Consider the following 20,030-nt stretch of genomic DNA (forward strand, 5'->3'; position numbering starts at 1 on the left):
GCCAAAGGTCGTCCAGCCGATGCCTTTCGAGCAAGCGGCGGTGTAGAATCTCTCGCGCAGGGCGGCGCGTACCTCCTCCAGCGCTCAATCCCACCATATTCGGACGTGTTCGCGCTCCCCCTCCTCCTTCTCGCGTTCGCGTTGCCCGCGGATACCGTCCCGCGGACGGACTCGCTGACGTACGCCTCTCCTGCGCTTCGCACCCTCGTCGCGGCGGCGGCGGAGATCAATCGGCGCGTTCCCGATTCCCTCGGGGGCTATCGGGCGCACCTCGAGAGCGAGATCTCGATCGGCAACCGGCGCGCCGAGCGGATGGAGATGGCCGTCTCGCTGGAGCAGGTGGCGAGCATCCTCACCTGGGATCGCACCGGGGCGTATCAGCAGGAGGTGAATGGCTACCGGACGCAGGCGATTGGGACGACCTTCTCGAGTCTGGGGCTCTTCCGGAGCGGATGGGCGATCCCCTCATTGTACGGGAACCGGATCGCACTGCTCTTCGGGCGCGACACGAGCGAATCGGCACGACGCCGGGATCGCCGGCGCGGTGGCGACCCGCTCTACGCCATCCATCCGCTCGCGACCGATCGCGAGCGATACTATCGCTTCTCCGGTGGCGATACCGTGGTCATCATGCGGGCCAACGGGCGCGAGATCCCGATCGTCCGCGTGGTGGTCGCCCTCCGCCCGGACGTGCCGGCCAAGAGCGTGGTGTTCCTCGGAGAGATCGATCTCGATGCCTCGCGCAATCACATCGTGCGGCTGCGCGGGTACTTCGCCGTGGTCGGCGGCCCCAAGCCCAAGTTCGACCTGCTGCGAGAGGCGGGACTCCAGGGTGTGGCCTACGTGGAGGCGGAGAACGCCGAGGTCGAGGGGCAGTTCTGGTTGCCGCTGCGTCAGCGATTCGAAGCCCATGCGACCTCGAACACCGTCGGGGATGGGCGCGCGGTCTTCCGCATCCTCACGCGCTTCGTCGATCGCGAACTCACGCCGGTGCCCGCGGACGTGATGGTCGGCTCGGCGGAGGACACGCTCCGCATCCAGCCGTTCCGCCTCGCCGTCGCGGCGAACGACACGCTGCGCGCGTTCAGCCAGTGGACGACGGAGCTCGGCGAGATGACCGCGGAGGTGAGCGCGGAGGACTTCAACGACGTCGCGCCGGATCGCTGGCGTGCCACCGGACCGCCGCGCTTCTCGATCGAGACCGAGCGCCTCGGCGACGTGATCCGCGCGGATCGCGTCCAGGGGATCTTCACGGGCATCGGTGCCGTGATGCGGTTCCGCGATGCGGCGCCGGGCCTCACGTTGCGCGGCGCCGCGGGATGGGCCTGGAGCGAAGGCACGGCCCGCGGACGCGTGGTGGTGGAGCACCGCAAGGACCGATCACTCGTTGCGCTTCGCCTGCAGCGCTCGCTCGATCTCACGAACGACTTCCGGAATCCGTTCGATTCGGGCTCGACGCTCGGGGCGATCCTCGGGCGCGACAACTATGATTACGTCGATCGATGGACCGCCGGCGCGCAGTGGCTGCGGTTCCTCGGCAGTCAGAGCCGGAGCCAGTTGCGTCTGGAACTCGGCGTGGCGGAGGATCGGGATGCCGTGATGCAGGTCGTGCGTAGCCCGCTCGGCGTGGGGGAGGACTTCCGCCCGAACCGGGCGATTGTCCCCGGTCGCTACACGCGCAGTGCGCTGACCTGGGACTATCGTCCCGACGTCGCGCTCGAGTTCCTGCGGGCGGGCAACGGGATGCGCTTCCATTTTGAGCGCGGCGACGGTCCCCTCGCCTATCAGCGCGCCGAGTTGCGTCTCACGACGCGCGCGAATCGCGGTCCGTTCTCGCTCGGCGCGCGACTCGATCTCGGCGTGACCGATCCGCACGCGCCACCACAGCAGCTCTTCGAGATCGGTCGCAATCAGAACCTCCCGGGCTACGACTACAAGCAGTTCGCCGGCGACCAAGCCGCCGTGGCACGCCTCGGTGCGCTCTGGCGCCTGCCGCTCTTCGGCGCACCGATCCAGGTGACGCAACGCCTCTGGCTCCCGCCCGCGGCTCCGGCGATCGGCCTCGGGGTGCAGTCGGGATGGGCGCGGGCGTCGACGCCCGACGCCCTCGCCACCGTCACCGCCCTCGGATCCACGCCGACCGGTCATCCACGCACGACCGTGAGCGCGGCACTCCGGTTCTTCGGGGGGTCGCTGGGCCTCGTGCTCGCGCAGCCGGTCGACCGTCCTGGGCCGTTGCGCTTCTTCGTCGAGTTCGGTCAACGCTGGTGATCGCGCGCGGACGACTCGGCGTCGTGTGCCTGGCGGCGTTCGTGGTGGCCGCGCCGGTCGTGGCGGCGTGGTCCGTCCAGCGCGGCGTCGTCGAGGCCCATGCGGCCGACGCCCCCTTCACCATGCTCCTCGCCGACTCGAGCACAGGGGACTCGGCGGCCATCGCGACCCTGCCGGACGCGGTCGCACCGCTGTTCGCGCTCCATCGCTCGCTCGGCACCGGCGCGGCGGTCGCGCTCCCGTTCTACGAATGCCTTCAACTCCCCGGCCGGCGCGACGACGAGGTGCGTCGTCGACTCCAGGTGCGCTTCGCCGACTCCTCCGCCACGATGCTGTTCGCGATCGCCGACCGCACGCGCGGCACCCTCAAGCGCGTGGAGTACGTCCATCGCACGCCCCGCGCGGGGCAGCGCGGCTTCATCTGGGACGGTGTGCGAGACCGTACCACGTCGATCTGGTGGTTCGAAGGTCCGAGAGGGCTGTCCCGCCGCGACGAGCGCGGTGACGTGCCGCGCGGGGGGGCTATTCCCCGCGCGGTTCGCGGACTGGGACGTCAGCTCTTCGTCGCGCCCTGCGTCGACGCCGGCGAGAACTCGCCGATGAACCCGATCTCGGGCTCGAGGGACTGACCGAACCGCTCGAGGACGGCATGCTGGGCGTGCGCGATCAGCGCGCGCACGTCCGCCGCCGTCGCGCCACCCAGGTTGACCATGATGTTGGCGTGGATGTGGGAGATCTGCGCGCCGCCGATCCGGAATCCCTTGAGCCCGCACTGATCCACGAGTCGTCCCGCGCCAACGCCCTCGATCTTCTTGAACACCGAGCCCGCGCTCGGGTGCACCTCGAGCCAAGGATGCCGCGAGCCGCGCCAGGAGAGGTTCTCCTGCATCACGCGGTGCAGGATGGCCGGGTCACCGGCCTCGAGCGCGAAGGTGACCGCGAGGGCGGTCTCGGTCCCGTCGTGCAGCCGCGACTGATCGTACCCGAAGCCCATCGCCTCCCGGTCGACGGTCGTGCGGGTCCCGTCCGCGCCAAGGAGCTCCACCGACTCGACCACCTCGGCGATGTACATCGTGCGGGCGCGGTCCGGCGCCGGGGAGAGGAAGTGCAAATTCTGCCAGACCGCGCCGCCGACGGTGCTCGGGATGCCGACGTAGTGCTCGAGCCCCGACCATCCCGCGGCGACCGTTCGCTTGATGAGGTCGGCGACCACCACGCCGCTCTCGACGTGGAAGCGGCCGCCGCCCAGGTCGGTGATCCGGCGCGCCACGTTCCGGATGACCAGTCCGCGGAACCCGAGGTCGCCGACGAGGATGTTGGCTCCGAGTCCGAGGACGAAGGCGGGGATCCCGTCGGCTCGCGCCGTGGCGAGCGCGGTAGCGAGTTCGTCGGCCGAGGTGGCATCGTACAGCACGTCGGCGGGACCGCCGATGCGGAACGTGGTGTACGGAGCGAGCGGTTCGTTGAGTCGGAGCCGCTCAGCTCCCAAGACCGGTGTCAGTGCCGCAGCGACCTGCTGCGGGGATCGACGCGGGCCACTCGAACGCGACGGATGCATAGGATGCGCGAAATCAACCAGTGGCGGCGGGGGATTGCCAGCCGCTCCGGACAACTCCTGCGGTTCGGGCTGCTCGCCCTGCTCATCGGGGCGGCCCCGGCGCACGCGCAGCGCGCCGAGCGCGCGGCCACCATCCAGCAGCGCGTGCTGGCGAACGGGCTCGAGGTGATCGTCGTCCCCGGCGGCGGCGTCCCGATCGCGACGGTCGAGCTGGTGGTGAAGAACGGCGCCTTCACCCAGACGCCGGAGTACGCCGGACTGGCGCACCTGTTCGAGCACATGTTCTTCAAGGCGAACGATGCGTATCCGGAGGAGGACGCGTTCATGGATCGCGCGGCGCGTCTCGGGGCGGCCTTCAACGCGACGACGCGCGAGGAGCTCGTCAACTACTACGTGACCGTCGTGGCCGATTCGGTGGCGGGGGGAATGGAGTTCCTCAACGCGGCCCTGCGTGGCGCGCAGTTCCGCGCCGAGGAGCTCGCGCGCGAGAAGGTCGTGGTGCTCGGGGAGTACGACCGGGCGGAGTCGTCGCCGTGGTTCCGGCTCGACGAGCGGATCGGGCACCAGCTCTGGGGCGACTTCTGGAGCCGCAAGAACACCATCGGCGACCGTCGCGTGATCAATGACGTGACCCCGGAGCAGATGCGCACGATCCGCGACCTCTATTACGTGCCGAGCAACTCGGCGCTGGTGGTCGCGGGCGATGTGGATGCCGCGGGGATCTTCGCGCTCGCCGAGCGGATCTTCGGGAGCTGGCCCCGGGGGGACGACCCGTTCCGGCGCGCCCCCATCCCGGAGGTGAAGCCGCTCGCCGGCAGTCTCGGGGTGATCGTCGAGGAGCCGGTGAACGCCGTCACCGTGCAGATCCAGTGGCATGGACCGAGCGCGAGCCGTGACGAGGCCGCCACGTTCGCGGCGGACGTCTACTCCGACATCCTCAACGGCCCCGCATCACGATTCCAGCGACGTCTGGTCGACAGCGGACTGTGGCAGGGCGTGGTGGTCAACTACTACACGCTCAACCACGTGGGGCCCATCACGGTGAGTGGCCAGACGACACCGGAGAAGCTGCGCGAGGCGCTGAAGGCCCTCGATGCGGAGCTCGCGGCCACGCTCGAGCCGGGGTATTTCACCGTCGAGGAGCTGGAGGCCGTGAAGGCCAATCGCGCGGTCACGACCGCCTTCGGTGCCGAACGCGGGTCGGAGAACGCGCACACGATCGGGTTCTGGTGGAGCGTGGTCGGACTCGACTACCACCTGCGCTACATCGATGAGATGGCGAAGCAGACGCCGGCCCAGCTGCAGGCCTATGCGCGACGCTACATCGTCGGGAAGCCGCGGATCGTCGGCGTGATGCTTCCGGAGGGCGCGAAGGCGCGCCTCAATCTCACCGAAGCCGAGCTCGCCGGACGGAGCGTGGCCCCATGACGCGCGCGACACTGCTGCTCCTCGCCCTGGCCTGTCCGGCGCTCGCGGCGCAGGTGCCGAGCAAGACCGGCGGTGGGGTCCCGCCCTCCGGGGTCGAGAAGTCCGTCCCGGTGGTCGCGCCCGCCGCGCCCCTCACGCCGGTCGTGCACGATTCGCTGACGACGAGGTTCACCGTGGACGGCATCACGGTGATCCATCGGCGCACCAACACCAGCCTGTTCGTCGCCAACCTGTACCTGCTCGGCGGGGTGCACCTCGCGACCCCGCAGACGGCGGGACTCGAGCCGATGCTGCTCGAGCTCACCGAGCGCGGCACGCGCAAGTATCCCGGCGAGGCGCTCCGACGCGCGATGGCGCGGACCGGCAGCGCGATCGGGGTGGCGGCCGCGGACGACTATACCGTCTTCGGACTCCGAACCACGACCGACCGCGTCGACTCCACCTGGAGCATCTACGCCGACCGGCTCCTCGCGCCGAGCCTCATGCCTGCGGACTTCGAGTTCGTGAAGCAGAACCGCATCGCCGCGCTCGCGCAGCGGGCGGACGATGCCGATGCGCAGCTGGAGTACCTCTCCGACAGCGTGGCGTTCGCCGGCCATGCGTACGCGCTCTCGTCGGTCGGGACGGATCGTTCGGTCTCGAGCCTGACGCTCGACCAGCTCCGCGAGTTCCACCGGACGCAGATGGTGAAGTCGCGGATGCTGCTGGTCATCGTCGGGGACCTGCCGCGCGCGCGGATCGAACGGCTCGTCGGCTCGACACTCGGGACGCTTCCCGAGGGGACGTATCGTTGGCAGGTCCCCGACGCACTCGGTCCGCGCAGCGGCACCAACGTGCACATCGTGTCGCGGCGGCTGCCGACGAACTACATCCTCGGGCAGTGGAGCGGGCCGCCGGCCGGCGACGCGGACGTGCCGGCGCTCCGCGTGGCGAACGCGGTGCTACAGGGGATGCTCTTCCAAGAGGTGCGCTCGCGGCTGAACCTCACGTACGCGGTCGAGGCGCGGTTCCGCGATCGCGGCGTCACCGCCGGTGGACTCTACGTCACGACGACGCGCCCTGACGAGACGCTCCGCGTCATGAAGGCGCAGTTGCGCTTCCTTCAGGAGGAGACGTTGCGCACCGAGGCCCTCGGGCCGCTCGTGCAGCAGTTCATCACCGAGTACTTCCTCGACAACGAGACGTCCGGCGCGCAGGCGGACTTCCTCGCGCGCGCGGAGCTCTATCGAGGCGACTTCCGCGCGGGTGACCGCTTCGTGGCCGAGCTGCGGGCCGTGACCGGCGAGGACATCCGGCGCGTCGTCAACAAGTACATCAACAACCTCCGCTTCACCTATCTCGGCAACCCGTCCCAGGTGAACCGCTTCGCCCTCATGGGCTTCTGACCGCCTCGGCACGCGCGCGCATCCCAGGCGGAGTCAGCGCGCGCGACCCTCGAGCACGGTTCGAACGTCGTCGAGCGACCCGCCCACCGCGCGCAACGCGACGAGTGCGTGATAGATCAGGTCTGCGGTCTCCTCGGTCGCTCGAGCCGCATCACCGTCGGCGCATGCCGTGACGAGTTCGCTCGCCTCCTCGCCGATCTTCTTGAGCCGCAGGTTCCGGTCGCCGAGGAGCTTCCGGGTGTAGCCGCCGTCCCCCGCCCCGGCGCGCGCGGCGATCGTTGCGTCGAGCGTCCCCAGGGCATCGTTCTCGCCCGGACCGAAGCAGCTCGTCGCGCCCGTGTGACAGGCCGGTCCCGCCGGGCGCACTCGCGCAAGCACGGCATCGCCATCGCAGTCGACCACGAGCGAGACGACGCGCTGCACGCTCCCGCTGGTGCCGCCCTTGTGCCAAAGACCGCGCGTGCGCGAGCGGTAGTGCATCTCACCCGTCGCGACGGTCCGCTCGATCGCCTCGCGATCGGCGTGCGCGACCATCAGCACCGTGCCGGTGCGGTGGTCCTGCGTGACGATCGTGACGAGTCCGCCGCCCTTGGTGAAATCGAGCACGTCGAGGTCAATCATCGAAGAAGTCCCTGGCCGTGGCCGCGAGGGCCCGATTGGTCGCGATCGCATGCCCGCCGAAGGCCGTGACGGTGCCGGCCAGATCCGTGAAGACGCCGCCCGCTTCCTCGATGATGGGCAGGAAACAGGCCGCGTCCCACGGATTGATGATCGGGTCCACCATGACCTCGGCGCGACCGGTCGCGACGAGGAGATAGCCGAAGCAGTCCCCCCAGCCGCGGGCGACGCCGGCCTCGGCCGCGAGGGCGTGCCACCCATGGGCGAGCGCCGATGTGCCGAAGGTGCGGTCGTCGGTGACGAGCACCGTCGCACCGGCCAGCGTACCGACCTCGCTCACCGAGGCGCGCCGGCCATTCCACCAACAGCCCTCGCGCGGTGCCGCCGCGATGAGCTCGCCCACCGCCGGGAAGTAGGCGGCGCCGGCGAGCACCTCCGTCCCGTGCGTGACGGCGACGAGCGTCCCCCACAGCGGGACGCCACGCACGAAGCTCTTCGTGCCGTCGATCGGATCGATGAGCCACCGCCGTCCGCTCGCGCCCTCTTGCGCGCCGAACTCCTCGCCGAGGATGCCATCGTGGGGAAAGCGCTGGGCGAGCCAGTCGCGCGCCGCGCGCTCCGCCTCGCGATCTGCGACGGTCACGGGCGAGCCGTCGCCCTTCGCCTCGACGGTCAGGGCTGTGCGGTAGTGGCGCAACGCCACGTCACCGGCGGTGCGTGCCACCACTTGGACCGCCTCGAGCAGGGACTCGGTCATGCCGCCACCTCCCGGATGGGCAACGCGGCCGCGCGCATCGCCGATTTGAGTGCACCGACCGTCGATCGCCCGTCGTGCAGGATACCCGCCACGAGCACGGCGTCCGCGCCGCCCTGCGTGATCGCGTCACAGAGATGTCCCGCGTACCCCGCCCCGCCGGAGGCGATCACCGGGACGTTGACGGCATCCGCCACCGCGCGCGTGAGCGCGAGGTCGTAGCCGTCGCGCCGGCCGTCGCGATCGATGCTCGTGAGCAGGATCTCGCCCGCGCCCCGTGCGACGCACTCGCGCGCCCACGCGATGGCGTCCAATCCGGTGCGCGTGCGCCCACCAGCCGTGTGCACCACATACCTGGTGCCGTCCCACGCCGCATCGATGCTCGCCACGATGCACTGCGCACCGAAGCGCGCGGCCCCTTCGGTGAGGATATCCGGCGTGCGGACGGCGGCGCTGTTCACGCTCACCTTGTCGGCACCGGCACGCAGCGCGGCCGCGATGTCCTCGACGGTGCGGATGCCGCCGCCGATGGTGAGCGGGATGAAGAGTCGCTCTGCCGTGCGGCGCGCCAGGTCGAGCAGCGTCGCGCGCCCTTCGTGCGTCGCCGAGATGTCGAGAAAGGTGATCTCGTCGGCGCCGTCGGCCTCATAGCGCATCGCCAGCTCCACCGGGTCGCCGACGTCGCGGAGCCCGGTGAAGTTCACCCCTTTCACCACGCGCCCCTCCTGCACATCCAGGCAGACGATGAGTCGTCGCGTGAGCGTCATGTCGCGTCCATCTCGATGGCACCCTTGGTGCTGAAGACCGCTCCCGAATCGACCGCGGCTTGGCGCAGCGCGAATCCGAGCGCCTTGAAGGCGGCCTCGACGATGTGGTGCCGGTCGGTGCCGCGCAGCACCAGCAGGTGGAGCGTGAACTTCCCCGAATCGCAGAAGGAACGCATCCAGTGATCGTAGAGGGACGAAGGGATCGGTCCCTCATAGTAGGGGCGTCCGCCCACATCGAGCACGGCCTGCACCACGGCCTCGTCCATGGGCACCAGTCGCTCCCCGTAGCGCGCCGCCGTCGCCGGCAGCGCCGCCGCGATCGCCGGCCCCACCGTGAGCGCGACGTCCTCGATGATGTGATGCCGCAGGTCCCCCTCGGCGCGGATGACCAGGTCGATCCCCGAGTATTTCGCGAGCACCGTCATCATGTGGTCGAGGAAGGGCACCGTCGTGCGGACGTCCGCCGTCCCGCGGCCGAGCGTCGCCTCGACGCGGACCGTCGTCTCGCCCGTGCGTCGTTCGCGCACCGCCGTTCGCGCGCCGGTCATGCGCCGAACTCCTCGGCCACCACACGCGCGTCGAGCGCGTCGGTGTAGAGGCTCATGCCGAGCACCACGGCGGAGACACCGCGGTCCTCGAGGTTGCGCAGGTGCTGCATGGTGCCGACGCCGCCCGAGGCGATGACCGGCCACGGCGACGACTGCACCGCATCCTCGATGAGCGGGAGATCCGTGCCCTCCATCCGCCCCTCCTTGTGCACGGCGGTTACGAGCAAGCCCGCGAGGGGCGCCGCCGCGAGCTCGGCGATGACATCGGCGAGCGAGAGTGCCGTGCGCGCCGTCCACCCCTTCGCGACGACCGCCCGATCACGCACGTCCGCCGCGAGGATGAGCCGGCCGGGCGCGTGCGCTGCCTGCTCCAGCAGCCAGGAGGGATCCTCGATCCCGCGCGTGCCGATGATCACCTGATCGGCGCCGTCGTCGAGCAGGGCGAGCAGGGTCTCCTCGTCGCGCACGCCACCCCCGACCTGCGTGGGCAGCGTCACCTGCCGCAGGATGTCCCGCACGAGGTCGCGATTGTCACCGCGTCCCGTGGCCGCATCGAGATCGACGACGTGCAGGCGGGAGAAGCCGGCGGCGGCCCACCGGCGGGCGACGGCGACCGGATCGTCGAGGCGGATCGACTCGTCCTGATAGTCCCCGCCCACCAGCTGCACGCAGTGCCGGTCACGGAGGTCGATGGCTGGGATGGCGAGCATCAGAGGTGCTGGAGGAAGTGGTCGAGGAGGTTCACACCGGGACGACTGCTCTTTTCAGGATGGAACTGGACGCCGAGGCACTGTCCGATGCGCACTGCGGCCGGGAAGCGGTCGCGTTCGTGCGTAGACCAGGCCGTGACCGCCCCGACGTCGAATGGCCGGCAGGCGAAGCTGTTCGCGTAGTATGCGGTCGTGAGACCGCTCGCCGCGAACATCGGGTCGGTCGCCCCTTCGACCGCATTCCATCCGATCTGCGGGAGGCGCGCCGCGGCGAGACGCGTCACGGGGCCGGGAATGACCCCGAGGCCGTGGCCCGGCCCCTCCTCGCTCGTGTCGAACAACAACTGCATGCCGAGGCAGATGCCGATCGTCGGCAATCCGCCGAGGACGGCATCGCGCATCGGCACTCGCGCGGCCGCCAGTCGCGCGGCCGCCGGCGCGAAGGCGCCGACGCCGGGCAGCACCAGCACGTCGGTCTCGAGGGCCGCGAGCGGGTCCGTCTCCACGCGCACCTCACGCCCGTTGCCGGCCAGCGCCTTGCCGAGCGAATGCAGGTTGCCGGCGCCGTAGTCGAACAGCGTGATCCGCCTCATGGCCAGAGCGCCTCGATGACGGGCACGAGCCGCTCGAGCTCGCGCCACGGGGCGACGCCGATGCGGAGCGCGTCACCGATCCCCGGGAGCCCGCGGAAGGCGCGCACGCCGATTCCGTGCGCCGCGAAGCGAGCGGCGAACGCGTCCGCATCGCCGTCCACCTGCCAGAAGACGAAGTTCCCCTCAGAGGGCCACGGACGAACGCCACGCCGTCCTTGCACGAGCGCATCGAGGCGCGTCCGCGTCGCGACGGCGTCATCGGCCGTCCGCCGCATCCACGACGCGTCCTCGCGCACGGCGATGGTCGCCGCGTGCTCGGCGACGGTGTTCACCTTGTAGGGGCCCCGGGACCGCACGACCGCATCGACGAGCTGGCGCGACCCGACACCGTACCCGACACGCAGCCCTGCCAGGCCCCACGCCTTGGAGAACGTCCGCAGCACGAGGACGCGCTCGAGTGCGGGGACCTCGTGTCGCCATTCGGGTGCGGAGGAGAACTCGGCATACGCCTCGTCGACGACCACGATCCCCGGCGCGTGCGCGATGCATCGCCGGACCTCGGAGGCGGGCGTCACCGTCCCGGTCGGGTTGTTCGGCGTGCACAAATAGATGATCCGCGCCCCCGTCGCGAGGAGCGCATCGACGTCGGCGGCGCCGTCGGGACGGAGTGGCACACCGACCGGTTCGAGTCCGTTGAGCCGCGCGAAGCGCGGGACCATCGAGAAGCTCGGGTCGGGATGCGCCACGCGTTCCCCTGGCGAGGCGACCGCACGAAAGCACGCGTCGATGAGGTCGTCGCTGCCGCAACCGGCGACGATCTCGTCGTCGCGGACACCGAGTCGCGCGGTGAGCGCACGGGTGAGCTCGCCGCCGCTCACTCCGGGATATGACGCAAGGGCCGTCTCGGGGAGCGTGCGCAGCGCGGCGGCGGCCTTCGGCGGCGCACCCCAGAGGTTCACGTTGTCGCGCAGGTCGAGGGTCAGTCCGGCGACCGGTGCGGGGGCATATGCGGGGATCGCGTCGAGCCCCGCACGGAAGATGGTCGTCATGCGCGCCTCCACTGCCGGGCCGCCGCCGCGTGCGCCGGCAGGCCTTCCGCGTCGGCGAAGCGCCCCACGTCGTCCGCGAGTCCTGCCGCGACCGTCGGCGAGATGCGCTGATAGGTGGTCCATCGCACGAAATCGAGCGTCGAGAGGCCTGAGTACGCGCGCGCCGCACCGCCAGTCGGCAGGACGTGGTTCGCGCCGCTGAGGTAATCGCCGAACGCGACGCTCGCGCTCCCGCCGACGAAGATCGTGCCCGCGTTCCGCAGCCGATCGAGCGTTGCCTGCTCACGCTCGGTCCGCACCGTGAGCAAGAGATGCTCCGGGGCCCACGTGTTGGAGAACGCCACGGCCGCGTCGAGCGTGGGCGCGAGCACCAGCGCCCCGCGCGCGGCGAAGGCCTCGCGGATGATAGCGGCGCGCGGCTCCGCGTCGACGAGCGCCGTGAGCGTCGCCCGTACCTGCCCGAGCAGCGGTGCATCGTCCGTGACCAGCACCACCGCCGCGACCGGATCGTGCTCCGCCTGCGCGAGCATCTCGCGCGCGATGACCGCCGGGGCGGCCGAGGCGTCGGCCAGCACGAGCAATTCGCTGGGACCGGCAGGCGAATCGATCGCCACCGTCGTCGCGACCTGCGCCTTGGCTTCGGCGACATAGGCGTTCCCGGGCCCGACGATGCGATCCACCGCCGGCACGCTCGCGGTGCCGTGCGCCATCGCGGCGATGGCGCCCGCGCCGCCGAGCGCGAAGACGCGATCCACATCGGCGAGCGCGGCGGCGGCAAGGACGACCGCGCTGGGACGGCCCGTCGGGCCCGGCGGTGAGCAGAGACACACTTCGCCCACGCCAGCGACGCGGGCGGGGACCGCGCCCATCAACACCGAGCTCGGATACGCCGCCCGGCCGCCCGGCGCGTACACCCCCACCCGCGCCAACGGGTCCGGGCGACGGCCGATGATCGCGCCATCGGCGGTGGTCACCTCACACGCCACGGGGCGGAACGCGGTGTGGACGTCGCGGATGTTCGTCACCGCGCGCTCCATCACGCGACGCAGCTCCGGGTCGAGTGCGTCGAGCGCGGCGCGCCAGAGGGCACGCGGCACCTCGAGTGCGTCCAGCGTCACGCCATCGAATCGCGCGGCCTGGTCGCGTAGCGCGGCATCCCCGGTGAGGCGGACCTCCTCGATCGTCCGCGCGACCGACGCGCGGACCGCGGGATCGCTCGCCGTGGCACGGTCGAACAGCGCGCGTCGCGACGTCTCGTCGATCGCGGCGAGAGGGCCATCGAAGGCGAATCGGAGCGCACTCATGCGAGGAGCCGCTCGATTCGCGTCACGAGGATGCCCTCGCCGCCGACCGTCTTGAGCGCGTTGAGCGTGCGATAGATGCCCTCGGCCGGACAGACGGCGTGCACCGCCACCTTCGAGCCGCCGTTCATGACGTCGATCACCGTCGGCCCGGAGATGCCGGGGAGGATGCGGCGGACCTCGTCGAGCCGATCGCGTGGCACGTTCGCCATCACGTAACGCTGCCCTCGCGCGGCGAGCACCGAGCGGAGCGCCGCCACGAGTTCCTCGAGCGTCCGCCGCCGTTCGCCGCCAGGCGCGTGACCGCTCGCGGTGCCCGCGATGATCAGATGGGCGGTCGAGTCGAGTACCGTGGCCACCTCACGAAGGCCGTTCACGCGCAGCGTCGACCCGGTGGAGGTGAGATCGAGGATCACGTCGGCGATCCCGAGGTGCGGCGCGACCTCGACCGCGCCGGAGACCGGCACGATCTCGATCACGCGGTCGCGCGCGGCGAACCAGCGGGCCGTGATCCGCGGGAAGACGGTCGCGACCCGCGCGCCCGAGGGAATGTCGTCGATGGTGCGCATGCCGCTCTCCTCGGTCGCCGCCACGACGAGTCGGCAGCGTCCGAAGCCGAGATCCAGCAGGGACTCCAGGGATCGCGAGGACTCCTGGACCAGGTCCCAGCCGGTGATGCCCGCGTCCGCCGACCCGTCGGCGACGAGTTCCGGGATATCCTGCGCGCGCACGAAGATCGCCTCGAACTCCCCGCCGAGCGACGCGACGAGGGCGCGCTCGGAGGAGGCGCGGACCTCCAATCCGGCATCGGCGAGCAGTGATCGGGTGTCTTCGTTGAGGCGGCCCTTGTTGGGAATGGCGAGACGGAGCATGGAAGGTCTGGGGCAGGATGATCGATGGGGGAGCAGGACCGGAAAACAAAAGACCCGTCCGCGAAGCGGACGGGTCAGGAGCCTGCAGGACAGCGGGAAGGGCCGGTTAGGCCAGGGACTCCGCGCGCGCCATGCACCCCCGACCCGTCGGGCCGTGGTGATGCTGGGCATGGTGGTGGCGCTGGGCGGACATCATGGCCTAAGCCTAAACGGGGGGACCGCGCTTGGGGAACCCCTCCGGTGAGGCCCGCGTTGGAATTGCATTCCTGCGGACTTGTGAATAGTTTCACAAGCTGTGGGGGAACCCGCAGCACAAACACACATCCTCATCTGGTTCGGCCTGGAGGCCATTCGCAATGCAGTTCAAGGGTCTGGCGCTCGTCGCGAGCGCGTTCGTCTTCGCCGCCTGCGGCGGTGGCAGTGATTCCGCGCCGGCCGCCGAGGCCACTCCGGCTCCGGCTCCGGCCGCCGAGGCCACGCCGGCCCCGGCCGCTGGCGGCGCCGTCGCGCTCGCGCCGATCACCGGCACGACGCATGAAGTGAAGATGATCGGTGACGACAAGGGCTACCGCTTCGAGCCGGCGAACCTCACCATCAAGGCCGGCGATGCCGTGAAGTTCGTGTTCGTCTCCGGCGGCCCGCACAACGTCGCGTTCGATGGCTCGACGCTCGCGGCCCCGGTGAAGGCGCAGCTTGATGCCAACTTCGGCGCTCAGCGCATGGCCGAGCTCAGCTCGAACATGTACATGGCCGCTGGCGAGGGGGTCACGGTGTCGTTCGGGGGCATCCCGGCCGGCGCGTACAACTTCAACTGCACGCCGCATCTCGCGATGGGCATGAAGGGCGTCATCACCGTCCAGTGAACCCGAGCGCGGTTCACCGCGCGATGGTTCGATCGTTCGGGCGGGCGGCGAGGATCTCCTCGCCGCCCGCTTCGCATTCCGTGCACGAGCAGGTGATACTTCAGGCGCCATGAGTGCCCCCTGCCGTCCGCCCGTGACGATGTCCCCGCCGACCGCACGGGCCGTGCGTGGTGGAGCGCACGAGCCACGCTCGCACGACGCCGCACGGGCCGCTTCGCGCTGCAATGGAGCCTGGGCGTCGGGGCGGCCGTGATCATCGCCGGCATCACTCCGTTCGTCGCTGGCGATGCCGCCACCGGCGATCGGGTCATGCTGGAGACGATGGCGGCGGACACCCTGCGCAGCGCGGACCGACTGCGGGCCGCCGAAGGCATGGTGACCGCGGCGGAGTCGCTGCTCGTCGATGCACGTGCGACCCCGCGACGCACCGCGGAGATCCCCGCCCCGGCCGGCGCTCCCGCTGCGAGCGCCGTTCCTCAGACGATCGTCGATCTCACGCGCCGCATCGACGCCGCCCGACGGGCGCGGACCGCGCAGGCGTTCCTCGAGGTCGCCGCCCATCCCGCGGTGAGCGGCGGGCCACGCATGCAGGCGATGACGGATTCCATCCGGGCACTCGACGCGGTACCGGATGATGGGCAGCGCGCCCAGCGTCTCGCGCGCTTCGGCGTCTCGATCACGGCGATGGCCAGCTATCGCCGTGATGTGCTGCTCGGCGAGGCCGGTCTACCGGTGGCGCGCGAGCGGAACGATGGCGCGTCGCTCCCCGATTCCGCAGGTGGCGCGTCGGTGGTGCGCGCGTCCTCCGGCACCCGCGACACGCTTTCGCTCGTCGCAGCACTCGCGACCGCCCGCGACTCGCTCGCGACGCGCCAACGCGTGCATGACTCGCTGACGGCGGCGATTCGGACCCGTGACAGCCGGCCCTTGGCCACTCGCCCCGTCCTCGCGCGCCTCGCACCGGCGCTCGCGCTGCTCGTCCTGCTCGTCGCCGGGCTCCTCCTGCGTTTCGTCACGGCCCTTCGCGCGGAGCTGGACGCGCCGACACTCGCTGACGCCGTCGAGGCGGAACGCCTCACAGGTGCCCGCGTGCTCGCGACGGTGAAGGACGCATTGCTCGATGGGCCCGCGCGCTTCAAGCCGAGTGGCGTCGATCCGTTCCGCATGCTCTATCTCGGGCTCACGGCGACCGGGACGCGCGCGCGCGCAGCCGTCATCACCGGCCCGGACCTCGACATCTCGGCAGCGACCGGCGCGCGCCTGGCGATCGCGGCGGCGGCGGACCACCGGAACACGCTCATCATCGACCTCGATCCGCGGTCGATCGCGCTGTCGCGCACGTTCCATGAGCGGGCGGAGCCAGGCGTGCGCGATGTGCTCGCGCGCGCGTTCACGTGGCGGGAGGTCGCGCGTCCCGTCGGATCGAGTGATGGGCTCACGATCACGCTCCTGCCCGCCGGAACGGAACGTGATGACGACGCCACGGGAGAGGCGCGCGTGGCCGTACTCGCCGAGTTCGAGCGGCTCCAGTCGGCGCACGAACTGACGCTCGCGGTCGCACCGCTCGACGGATTCGACCTGGCGATGTCGCTGCTGCCCGGGAGTCCGGTGCTGCTCACGGCCGTCGCGGGCGAGACGTCGATTGATGCCCTGGTCACGGCAGTGGCGGCCCAGCGAGGTGCGGGGCGGCGCGTCGCAGGGCTGGTGATCTGGGACGCGCCTCGCCCGCAGCTTCCGACTCGTGCCGAGCTCGCCGCGGAGCTTTCGAAGCGGAAGGGCCGTACTCCTGGAGGCTCGTTCGAAGCCGTACGAGCAGTTGTTTCAGGTAATCAAAAGGACAGTAAGAGGCCATGAACATGCCTCTAAGCGGTCAATGGGCCGACGCACTGCTTCAAGTGGAACAGCTCCATCTCCTCAAGCTACTCGCCTGGGCCGCCGTCTCCGTGCTCAGCGGTACGCTGTTGCTGACCCTGCTCCGTATCCGCCGGACGGAATCGGCCCTGCTGACCCACTTCGCCATCCAGTCCCTCGCATGGGGGATCGTGGATCTCGCGATCGCGCTCTGGGCGCGCCAGGGCCTCGCCCTGCGGGATCTCTCCGGGGCAGTCTCCCTCGACCGGTTCGTCTGGCTCAACATCGGGCTCGACGTAGGTTACGTCGGCGTTGGTGCGACGCTCGCCGTTCTCGGCTGGCGCATCGGGCCGCGCCGCGGACTCGTCGGGGCGGGACTCGGTGTGGTGGTGCAAGGGCTCGCACTCACCGTCCTCGACCTGCAACTCGCGGCGGGCATCGTGCGCTGATGCGCGCGGCTTCGCGCGCGGCTAAGTTCCGCACACTCGAATGACCGGCTACTCCGACCGCATCAACCACGCCTTCGCCTTCGCGGCGAAGCATCACGACCGCCAGGTCCGGAAGGGCACGCGCCTGCCCTATCTGACCCATCCGGCGAACGTCGCGATCATCCTCACACGCTACGGGCGCGAGGAGGAGACGGTCATCGCCGGGATCCTCCACGACGTGATCGAGGACTGCGTGCGCGAGGGATGGACGCGCGAGATGCTCACCGATCGGATCGCGGCGAAGTTCGGCGATGCGGTCCTGGAGACGGTGCTCAGCGTCACCAAGCGCCGCGTGGATGAGGACGGGGTCGAGTTCTCGCGCGAGGAGATCCGCACCGACTACCTGGTCCGGCTCGCGACCGCGTCGGATGCCGCGCGGTGGGTGTGCGCTGCCGACAAGGTCCACAACGCCGGCGCCACGCTCGCCGACCTGCGTCGGACCATCGAGACCGATACCGTGTGGGGGCGCTTCGGCGGCGGGCGCGAAGGGACGCTGCAGTGGTACCGCGACGTGAGCGCGCGACTGCACGCCGTCGGTTTCACCGCTTCCATTGTCGCGGAGCTCGACGACCTGATCGCGCAGCTCGCCTCGCTCTGAGGCGCGGCGCGCGCCTCAGGTGCTCGCGACCACCGGATAGGTCCGCGCGACGTAGTCGTTCAGGATCTCGAGGAATTCCGCGACGATCTGATCCCCCTTGAGGGTGACCTTCAACTGGCCGTCGACGTACACCGGCGCCTTCGGTTCCTCGAACGTCCCGGGAAGCGAGATGCCGAGATTGGCGTGCTTCGACTCGCCGGGCCCGTTCACCACGCAGCCCATCACCGCGACCTTCATCTCCTCGACGCCCGGGTGCGAGCCGCGCCACACCGGCATCTGCTCGCGCAGGTAGTTCTGGATGTCCTCGGCCATCTTCTGGAAGTAGGTCGAGGTCGTGCGGCCGCAGCCCGGGCAGGATGTCACTTGCGGCGTGAACGAGCGGAGCTCGAGCGACTGCAGGATCTGCTGCGCCACCACGACCTCCTCCGTCCGGTCCCCACCAGGGCGCGGCGTGAGGGAGACGCGGATCGTGTCCCCGATCCCCTCGCTGAGCAGGATCGAGAGCGCGGCCGTCGTGGCGACGACCCCCTTCGTGCCGAGGCCGGCCTCGGTGAGCCCGAGATGCAACGGATAGTCGCAGCGCGCGGCCAGGCGACGATAGACCGTCACGAGGTCCTGGACCTGCGAGATCTTGGCCGAGATGAGGATCTGGTCGTGACGAAGTCCCACCTCCTCAGCGAGCGCTGCGGAACGTAGCGCCGACTCCAGCATCGCCTCGAAATAGACCTCCTTCGCCTCGAGCGGCTCCGCGCGCCCGGCGTTGGCATCCATCATCTGCGTCAGGAGGTCCTGATCGAGCGAGCCCCAGTTCACGCCGATCCGCACTGGCTTCTGATGCTCGACCGCGACTTCGACGATCGTCCTGAAATTGTCGTCGCGGTGCTTGGTGCCGACGTTGCCCGGGTTGATGCGATACTTCGCGAGCACCGCCGCCGTGCGCGGGAACTTCCGCAGCAGCAGATGGCCGTTGTAGTGGAAGTCTCCGACGATCGGCACCGTCACGCCAAGGTCGGCGAGGCGCTGCCCGATCTCGGGCACGGCCGCCGCGGCCTCGTCGTTGTTCACCGTGATGCGGACGATCTGCGAGCCGGCCTTCGCGAGGGCCGCCACCTGCGCGGCGGTCGACGCGGGATCGGCCGTGTCGGTGTTGGTCATGGACTGCACGACCACCGGATGGGCGGAGCCGACGAGGACGCCGCCGATATCGGCGGTCACAGAGGGGCGGCGAGGCTTGAAGGGAGGCACGGTCACGCGGGAGCAGTGGGAGATGGGGCGGCGGGGTGGCGGGCCGACCTGCCCTCGCCCCCACCAGAAGAACAACTTACTATCCTCGACGCGTTTCCTCCTTCCCCTTCGGAGTCCCGATGGCCGAGCCCGGTCCTGCATCCGCTCCTGTGTCGCCCGCACCGGCGGAGGCTCCGCCCGCGAAGCCCGGTCTCTTCCGCCGACACTGGGGCAAGCTCACGGTCCTCGGACTGATCGGCGTCCCACTGCTCGGCGTCACCCTCTGGTCGCTCCTTGCACTCGGGTACTCGTACTCGACGGGGACGCGCACCGGCTACGTGCAGAAGCTCTCGCTCAAGGGATGGATCTGTAAGACGTGGGAGGGTGAGTTGGCGATGGCGACGGCGCCGGGCGTCTCGCCACAGATCTTCACCTTCACCATCCGGAACGACTCACTGGCCGAGGCGCTCGCGTCGGACATGGGGAAAGGGCGGGTGGCCGTGGAGTACAGCGAGCATCGGGGCGTCCCGACGAGCTGTTTCGGCGACACGCCGTACTTCGTGACCGCGTATCGTCGCGTGGTCGACGATGGGCAGACGCCGCTGCCCTGATCCTCCGGGTGCCGCGAGGGAGGGCCCGGCCGGGCCGGACGACCGGCGGGGGAAAGATGTCACTTGCAAAACCCCCTATTGCGGGGTGGCGGCGGACTCCGTACCTTCATTTCGTCCCTTGGACTCTCTGGGGGTCGGTCCAGCACGGGGGGCCTTTTTTGTCCCGTGATCTCGATTGTGCAGGGTCGGCGCGTTCCGCTCCCGGCGACAATCACCAAATCAGGAGTAGGGAATGCGTACGACCGGCAAGGTGAAGTGGTTCAACGATGCGAAGGGCTTCGGGTTCATCACCCCGGACAACGGCACCAAGGATTGCTTCGTGCACTACAGCGCGATCCAGGGTTCCGGCTTCAAGTCGCTCGCAGAGGGTGACGCCGTCGAGTTCGACATCGTGCAGGGTGCCAAGGGCCCCGCTGCCGAGAACGTCTCGAAGGTTTCGTAAGCCACGCCGGCACGATCGAAAGGCGCCCGGAGCTTCGGCTCCGGGCGCCTTTTGTGTTCCCGTAGGGCGAGGCCGCAACTGTCAAGGCGTTTCGCTCCC

Annotated in this window: 21 protein-coding genes; 10 read left to right on the plus strand and 11 right to left on the minus strand. The window is 70.1% G+C overall.

The annotated features are described in order from the left end of the window. Positions 1 to 105 precede the first annotated feature (105 nt). Both IPJ78_05640 and IPJ78_05645 read left to right on the plus strand, forming a co-directional pair. A complete protein-coding gene (locus IPJ78_05640) occupies positions 106 to 2,271 on the plus strand; it encodes a hypothetical protein (protein MBK7906032.1) in 2,166 nt (721 codons plus the stop codon). Further along, entirely contained in the window at positions 2,268 to 2,900 is a 633-nt protein-coding gene (locus IPJ78_05645; protein ID MBK7906033.1) for a hypothetical protein, read from the plus strand. Before IPJ78_05640 ends, IPJ78_05645 begins: the two co-directional genes overlap by 4 nt. Here the strand turns inward: IPJ78_05645 and murB are convergent. Further along, entirely contained in the window at positions 2,825 to 3,829 is a 1,005-nt protein-coding gene (murB, locus tag IPJ78_05650; GenBank protein MBK7906034.1) for a UDP-N-acetylmuramate dehydrogenase, read from the minus strand. The two genes, IPJ78_05645 and murB, sit on opposite strands and share 76 nt — an antisense overlap. Positions 3,830 to 3,832: 3 nt before the next feature. Between murB and IPJ78_05655 the strand changes: the two genes are divergently transcribed. Both IPJ78_05655 and IPJ78_05660 read left to right on the plus strand, forming a co-directional pair. Then, positions 3,833 to 5,257, plus strand: coding sequence for an insulinase family protein (locus IPJ78_05655; GenBank protein MBK7906035.1), 1,425 nt, complete (start codon positions 3,833 to 3,835; stop codon positions 5,255 to 5,257). After that, positions 5,254 to 6,642, plus strand: a complete 1,389-nt coding sequence (locus tag IPJ78_05660; protein MBK7906036.1) for an insulinase family protein — start codon at positions 5,254 to 5,256, stop codon at positions 6,640 to 6,642. Before IPJ78_05655 ends, IPJ78_05660 begins: the two co-directional genes overlap by 4 nt. A gap of 33 nt (positions 6,643 to 6,675) precedes the next feature. Here IPJ78_05660 and hisE read toward each other — a convergent pair whose 3' ends face one another. The 9 genes from hisE to IPJ78_05705 are packed head-to-tail and all read right to left on the minus strand — an operon-like array spanning position 6,676 to position 13,854. Next, entirely contained in the window at positions 6,676 to 7,263 is a 588-nt protein-coding gene (gene hisE / locus IPJ78_05665) for a phosphoribosyl-ATP diphosphatase (GenBank protein ID MBK7906037.1), read from the minus strand. After that, positions 7,256 to 8,017 carry a histidinol phosphate phosphatase gene (locus IPJ78_05670; GenBank protein ID MBK7906038.1) on the minus strand — a complete coding sequence of 254 codons (762 nt, stop codon included), beginning with the start codon at positions 8,015 to 8,017 and terminating at the stop codon, positions 7,256 to 7,258. The genes hisE and IPJ78_05670 overlap by 8 nt, the downstream gene beginning before the upstream one ends. Beyond that, complete coding sequence (gene hisF / locus IPJ78_05675) at positions 8,014 to 8,781, minus strand: imidazole glycerol phosphate synthase subunit HisF (protein MBK7906039.1); 768 nt, start codon at positions 8,779 to 8,781, stop codon at positions 8,014 to 8,016. Before hisF ends, IPJ78_05670 begins: the two co-directional genes overlap by 4 nt. Next, complete coding sequence (locus IPJ78_05680; GenBank protein MBK7906040.1) at positions 8,778 to 9,329, minus strand: imidazoleglycerol-phosphate dehydratase; 552 nt, start codon at positions 9,327 to 9,329, stop codon at positions 8,778 to 8,780. Before IPJ78_05680 ends, hisF begins: the two co-directional genes overlap by 4 nt. Then, entirely contained in the window at positions 9,326 to 10,039 is a 714-nt protein-coding gene (locus IPJ78_05685) for a 1-(5-phosphoribosyl)-5-[(5-phosphoribosylamino)methylideneamino] imidazole-4-carboxamide isomerase (protein MBK7906041.1), read from the minus strand. Before IPJ78_05685 ends, IPJ78_05680 begins: the two co-directional genes overlap by 4 nt. Further along, positions 10,039 to 10,632, minus strand: coding sequence for an imidazole glycerol phosphate synthase subunit HisH (hisH, locus tag IPJ78_05690; protein MBK7906042.1), 594 nt, complete (start codon positions 10,630 to 10,632; stop codon positions 10,039 to 10,041). The genes IPJ78_05685 and hisH overlap by 1 nt, the downstream gene beginning before the upstream one ends. Further along, complete coding sequence (locus tag IPJ78_05695) at positions 10,629 to 11,681, minus strand: histidinol-phosphate aminotransferase family protein (GenBank protein ID MBK7906043.1); 1,053 nt, start codon at positions 11,679 to 11,681, stop codon at positions 10,629 to 10,631. The genes hisH and IPJ78_05695 overlap by 4 nt, the downstream gene beginning before the upstream one ends. Next, the gene (hisD, locus tag IPJ78_05700; GenBank protein ID MBK7906044.1) at positions 11,678 to 12,985 is read right to left on the minus strand and encodes a histidinol dehydrogenase; all 1,308 of its coding nucleotides are present in this window, start codon (positions 12,983 to 12,985) and stop codon (positions 11,678 to 11,680) included. Before hisD ends, IPJ78_05695 begins: the two co-directional genes overlap by 4 nt. Continuing rightward, the gene (locus IPJ78_05705) at positions 12,982 to 13,854 is read right to left on the minus strand and encodes an ATP phosphoribosyltransferase (protein MBK7906045.1); all 873 of its coding nucleotides are present in this window, start codon (positions 13,852 to 13,854) and stop codon (positions 12,982 to 12,984) included. Before IPJ78_05705 ends, hisD begins: the two co-directional genes overlap by 4 nt. Positions 13,855 to 14,210: 356 nt before the next feature. On the opposite strand from IPJ78_05705, the gene IPJ78_05710 reads away from it, so the two are divergent. From IPJ78_05710 to IPJ78_05725, 4 genes are all read left to right on the plus strand, one after another. Further along, the gene (locus IPJ78_05710) at positions 14,211 to 14,717 is read left to right on the plus strand and encodes a hypothetical protein (GenBank protein MBK7906046.1); all 507 of its coding nucleotides are present in this window, start codon (positions 14,211 to 14,213) and stop codon (positions 14,715 to 14,717) included. 249 nt (positions 14,718 to 14,966) lie between these two features. Beyond that, complete coding sequence (locus IPJ78_05715; GenBank protein ID MBK7906047.1) at positions 14,967 to 16,571, plus strand: hypothetical protein; 1,605 nt, start codon at positions 14,967 to 14,969, stop codon at positions 16,569 to 16,571. Between the two features lie 41 nt (positions 16,572 to 16,612). After that, complete coding sequence (locus IPJ78_05720) at positions 16,613 to 17,017, plus strand: hypothetical protein (protein MBK7906048.1); 405 nt, start codon at positions 16,613 to 16,615, stop codon at positions 17,015 to 17,017. 40 nt (positions 17,018 to 17,057) lie between these two features. Continuing rightward, positions 17,058 to 17,654: a bifunctional (p)ppGpp synthetase/guanosine-3',5'-bis(diphosphate) 3'-pyrophosphohydrolase gene (locus IPJ78_05725; protein ID MBK7906049.1), complete on the plus strand. Its 597-nt coding sequence runs from the start codon at positions 17,058 to 17,060 to the stop codon at positions 17,652 to 17,654. Positions 17,655 to 17,669: 15 nt separating this feature from the next. Here IPJ78_05725 and ispG read toward each other — a convergent pair whose 3' ends face one another. Continuing rightward, the gene (gene ispG, locus IPJ78_05730; GenBank protein ID MBK7906050.1) at positions 17,670 to 19,040 is read right to left on the minus strand and encodes a flavodoxin-dependent (E)-4-hydroxy-3-methylbut-2-enyl-diphosphate synthase; all 1,371 of its coding nucleotides are present in this window, start codon (positions 19,038 to 19,040) and stop codon (positions 17,670 to 17,672) included. Between the two features lie 89 nt (positions 19,041 to 19,129). On the opposite strand from ispG, the gene IPJ78_05735 reads away from it, so the two are divergent. Both IPJ78_05735 and IPJ78_05740 read left to right on the plus strand, forming a co-directional pair. Next, positions 19,130 to 19,489, plus strand: coding sequence for a hypothetical protein (locus IPJ78_05735; protein MBK7906051.1), 360 nt, complete (start codon positions 19,130 to 19,132; stop codon positions 19,487 to 19,489). 232 nt (positions 19,490 to 19,721) lie between these two features. Beyond that, positions 19,722 to 19,931: a cold-shock protein gene (locus tag IPJ78_05740; protein ID MBK7906052.1), complete on the plus strand. Its 210-nt coding sequence runs from the start codon at positions 19,722 to 19,724 to the stop codon at positions 19,929 to 19,931. Positions 19,932 to 20,030 lie beyond the last annotated feature (99 nt).

It is taken from the genome of Gemmatimonadota bacterium (assembly GCA_016714015.1).
In the GTDB taxonomy this organism is placed as follows: Bacteria; Gemmatimonadota; Gemmatimonadetes; order Gemmatimonadales; family Gemmatimonadaceae; genus Pseudogemmatithrix.

Excerpts from the sequence above, each read along its gene's own strand:
- hisE (MBK7906037.1), bottom strand. The coding sequence starts at position 7,263 with ATGATTGACCTCGACGTGCTCGATTTCACCAAGGGCGGCGGACTCGTC.
- IPJ78_05725 (MBK7906049.1), top strand. The coding sequence starts at position 17,058 with ATGACCGGCTACTCCGACCGCATCAACCACGCCTTCGCCTTCGCGGCG.
- IPJ78_05670 (MBK7906038.1), bottom strand. The coding sequence starts at position 8,017 with ATGACCGAGTCCCTGCTCGAGGCGGTCCAAGTGGTGGCACGCACCGCC.
- IPJ78_05685 (MBK7906041.1), bottom strand. The coding sequence starts at position 10,039 with ATGCTCGCCATCCCAGCCATCGACCTCCGTGACCGGCACTGCGTGCAG.
- IPJ78_05695 (MBK7906043.1), bottom strand. The coding sequence starts at position 11,681 with ATGACGACCATCTTCCGTGCGGGGCTCGACGCGATCCCCGCATATGCC.
- ispG (MBK7906050.1), bottom strand. The coding sequence starts at position 19,040 with ATGCAGGACCGGGCTCGGCCATCGGGACTCCGAAGGGGAAGGAGGAAA.
- IPJ78_05710 (MBK7906046.1), top strand. The coding sequence starts at position 14,211 with ATGCAGTTCAAGGGTCTGGCGCTCGTCGCGAGCGCGTTCGTCTTCGCC.
- IPJ78_05705 (MBK7906045.1), bottom strand. The coding sequence starts at position 13,854 with ATGCTCCGTCTCGCCATTCCCAACAAGGGCCGCCTCAACGAAGACACC.
- IPJ78_05740 (MBK7906052.1), top strand. The coding sequence starts at position 19,722 with ATGCGTACGACCGGCAAGGTGAAGTGGTTCAACGATGCGAAGGGCTTC.
- IPJ78_05660 (MBK7906036.1), top strand. The coding sequence starts at position 5,254 with ATGACGCGCGCGACACTGCTGCTCCTCGCCCTGGCCTGTCCGGCGCTC.
- hisD (MBK7906044.1), bottom strand. The coding sequence starts at position 12,985 with ATGAGTGCGCTCCGATTCGCCTTCGATGGCCCTCTCGCCGCGATCGAC.
- IPJ78_05655 (MBK7906035.1), top strand. The coding sequence starts at position 3,833 with ATGCGCGAAATCAACCAGTGGCGGCGGGGGATTGCCAGCCGCTCCGGA.
- IPJ78_05680 (MBK7906040.1), bottom strand. The coding sequence starts at position 9,329 with ATGACCGGCGCGCGAACGGCGGTGCGCGAACGACGCACGGGCGAGACG.
- murB (MBK7906034.1), bottom strand. The coding sequence starts at position 3,829 with ATGCATCCGTCGCGTTCGAGTGGCCCGCGTCGATCCCCGCAGCAGGTC.
- hisH (MBK7906042.1), bottom strand. The coding sequence starts at position 10,632 with ATGAGGCGGATCACGCTGTTCGACTACGGCGCCGGCAACCTGCATTCG.
- hisF (MBK7906039.1), bottom strand. The coding sequence starts at position 8,781 with ATGACGCTCACGCGACGACTCATCGTCTGCCTGGATGTGCAGGAGGGG.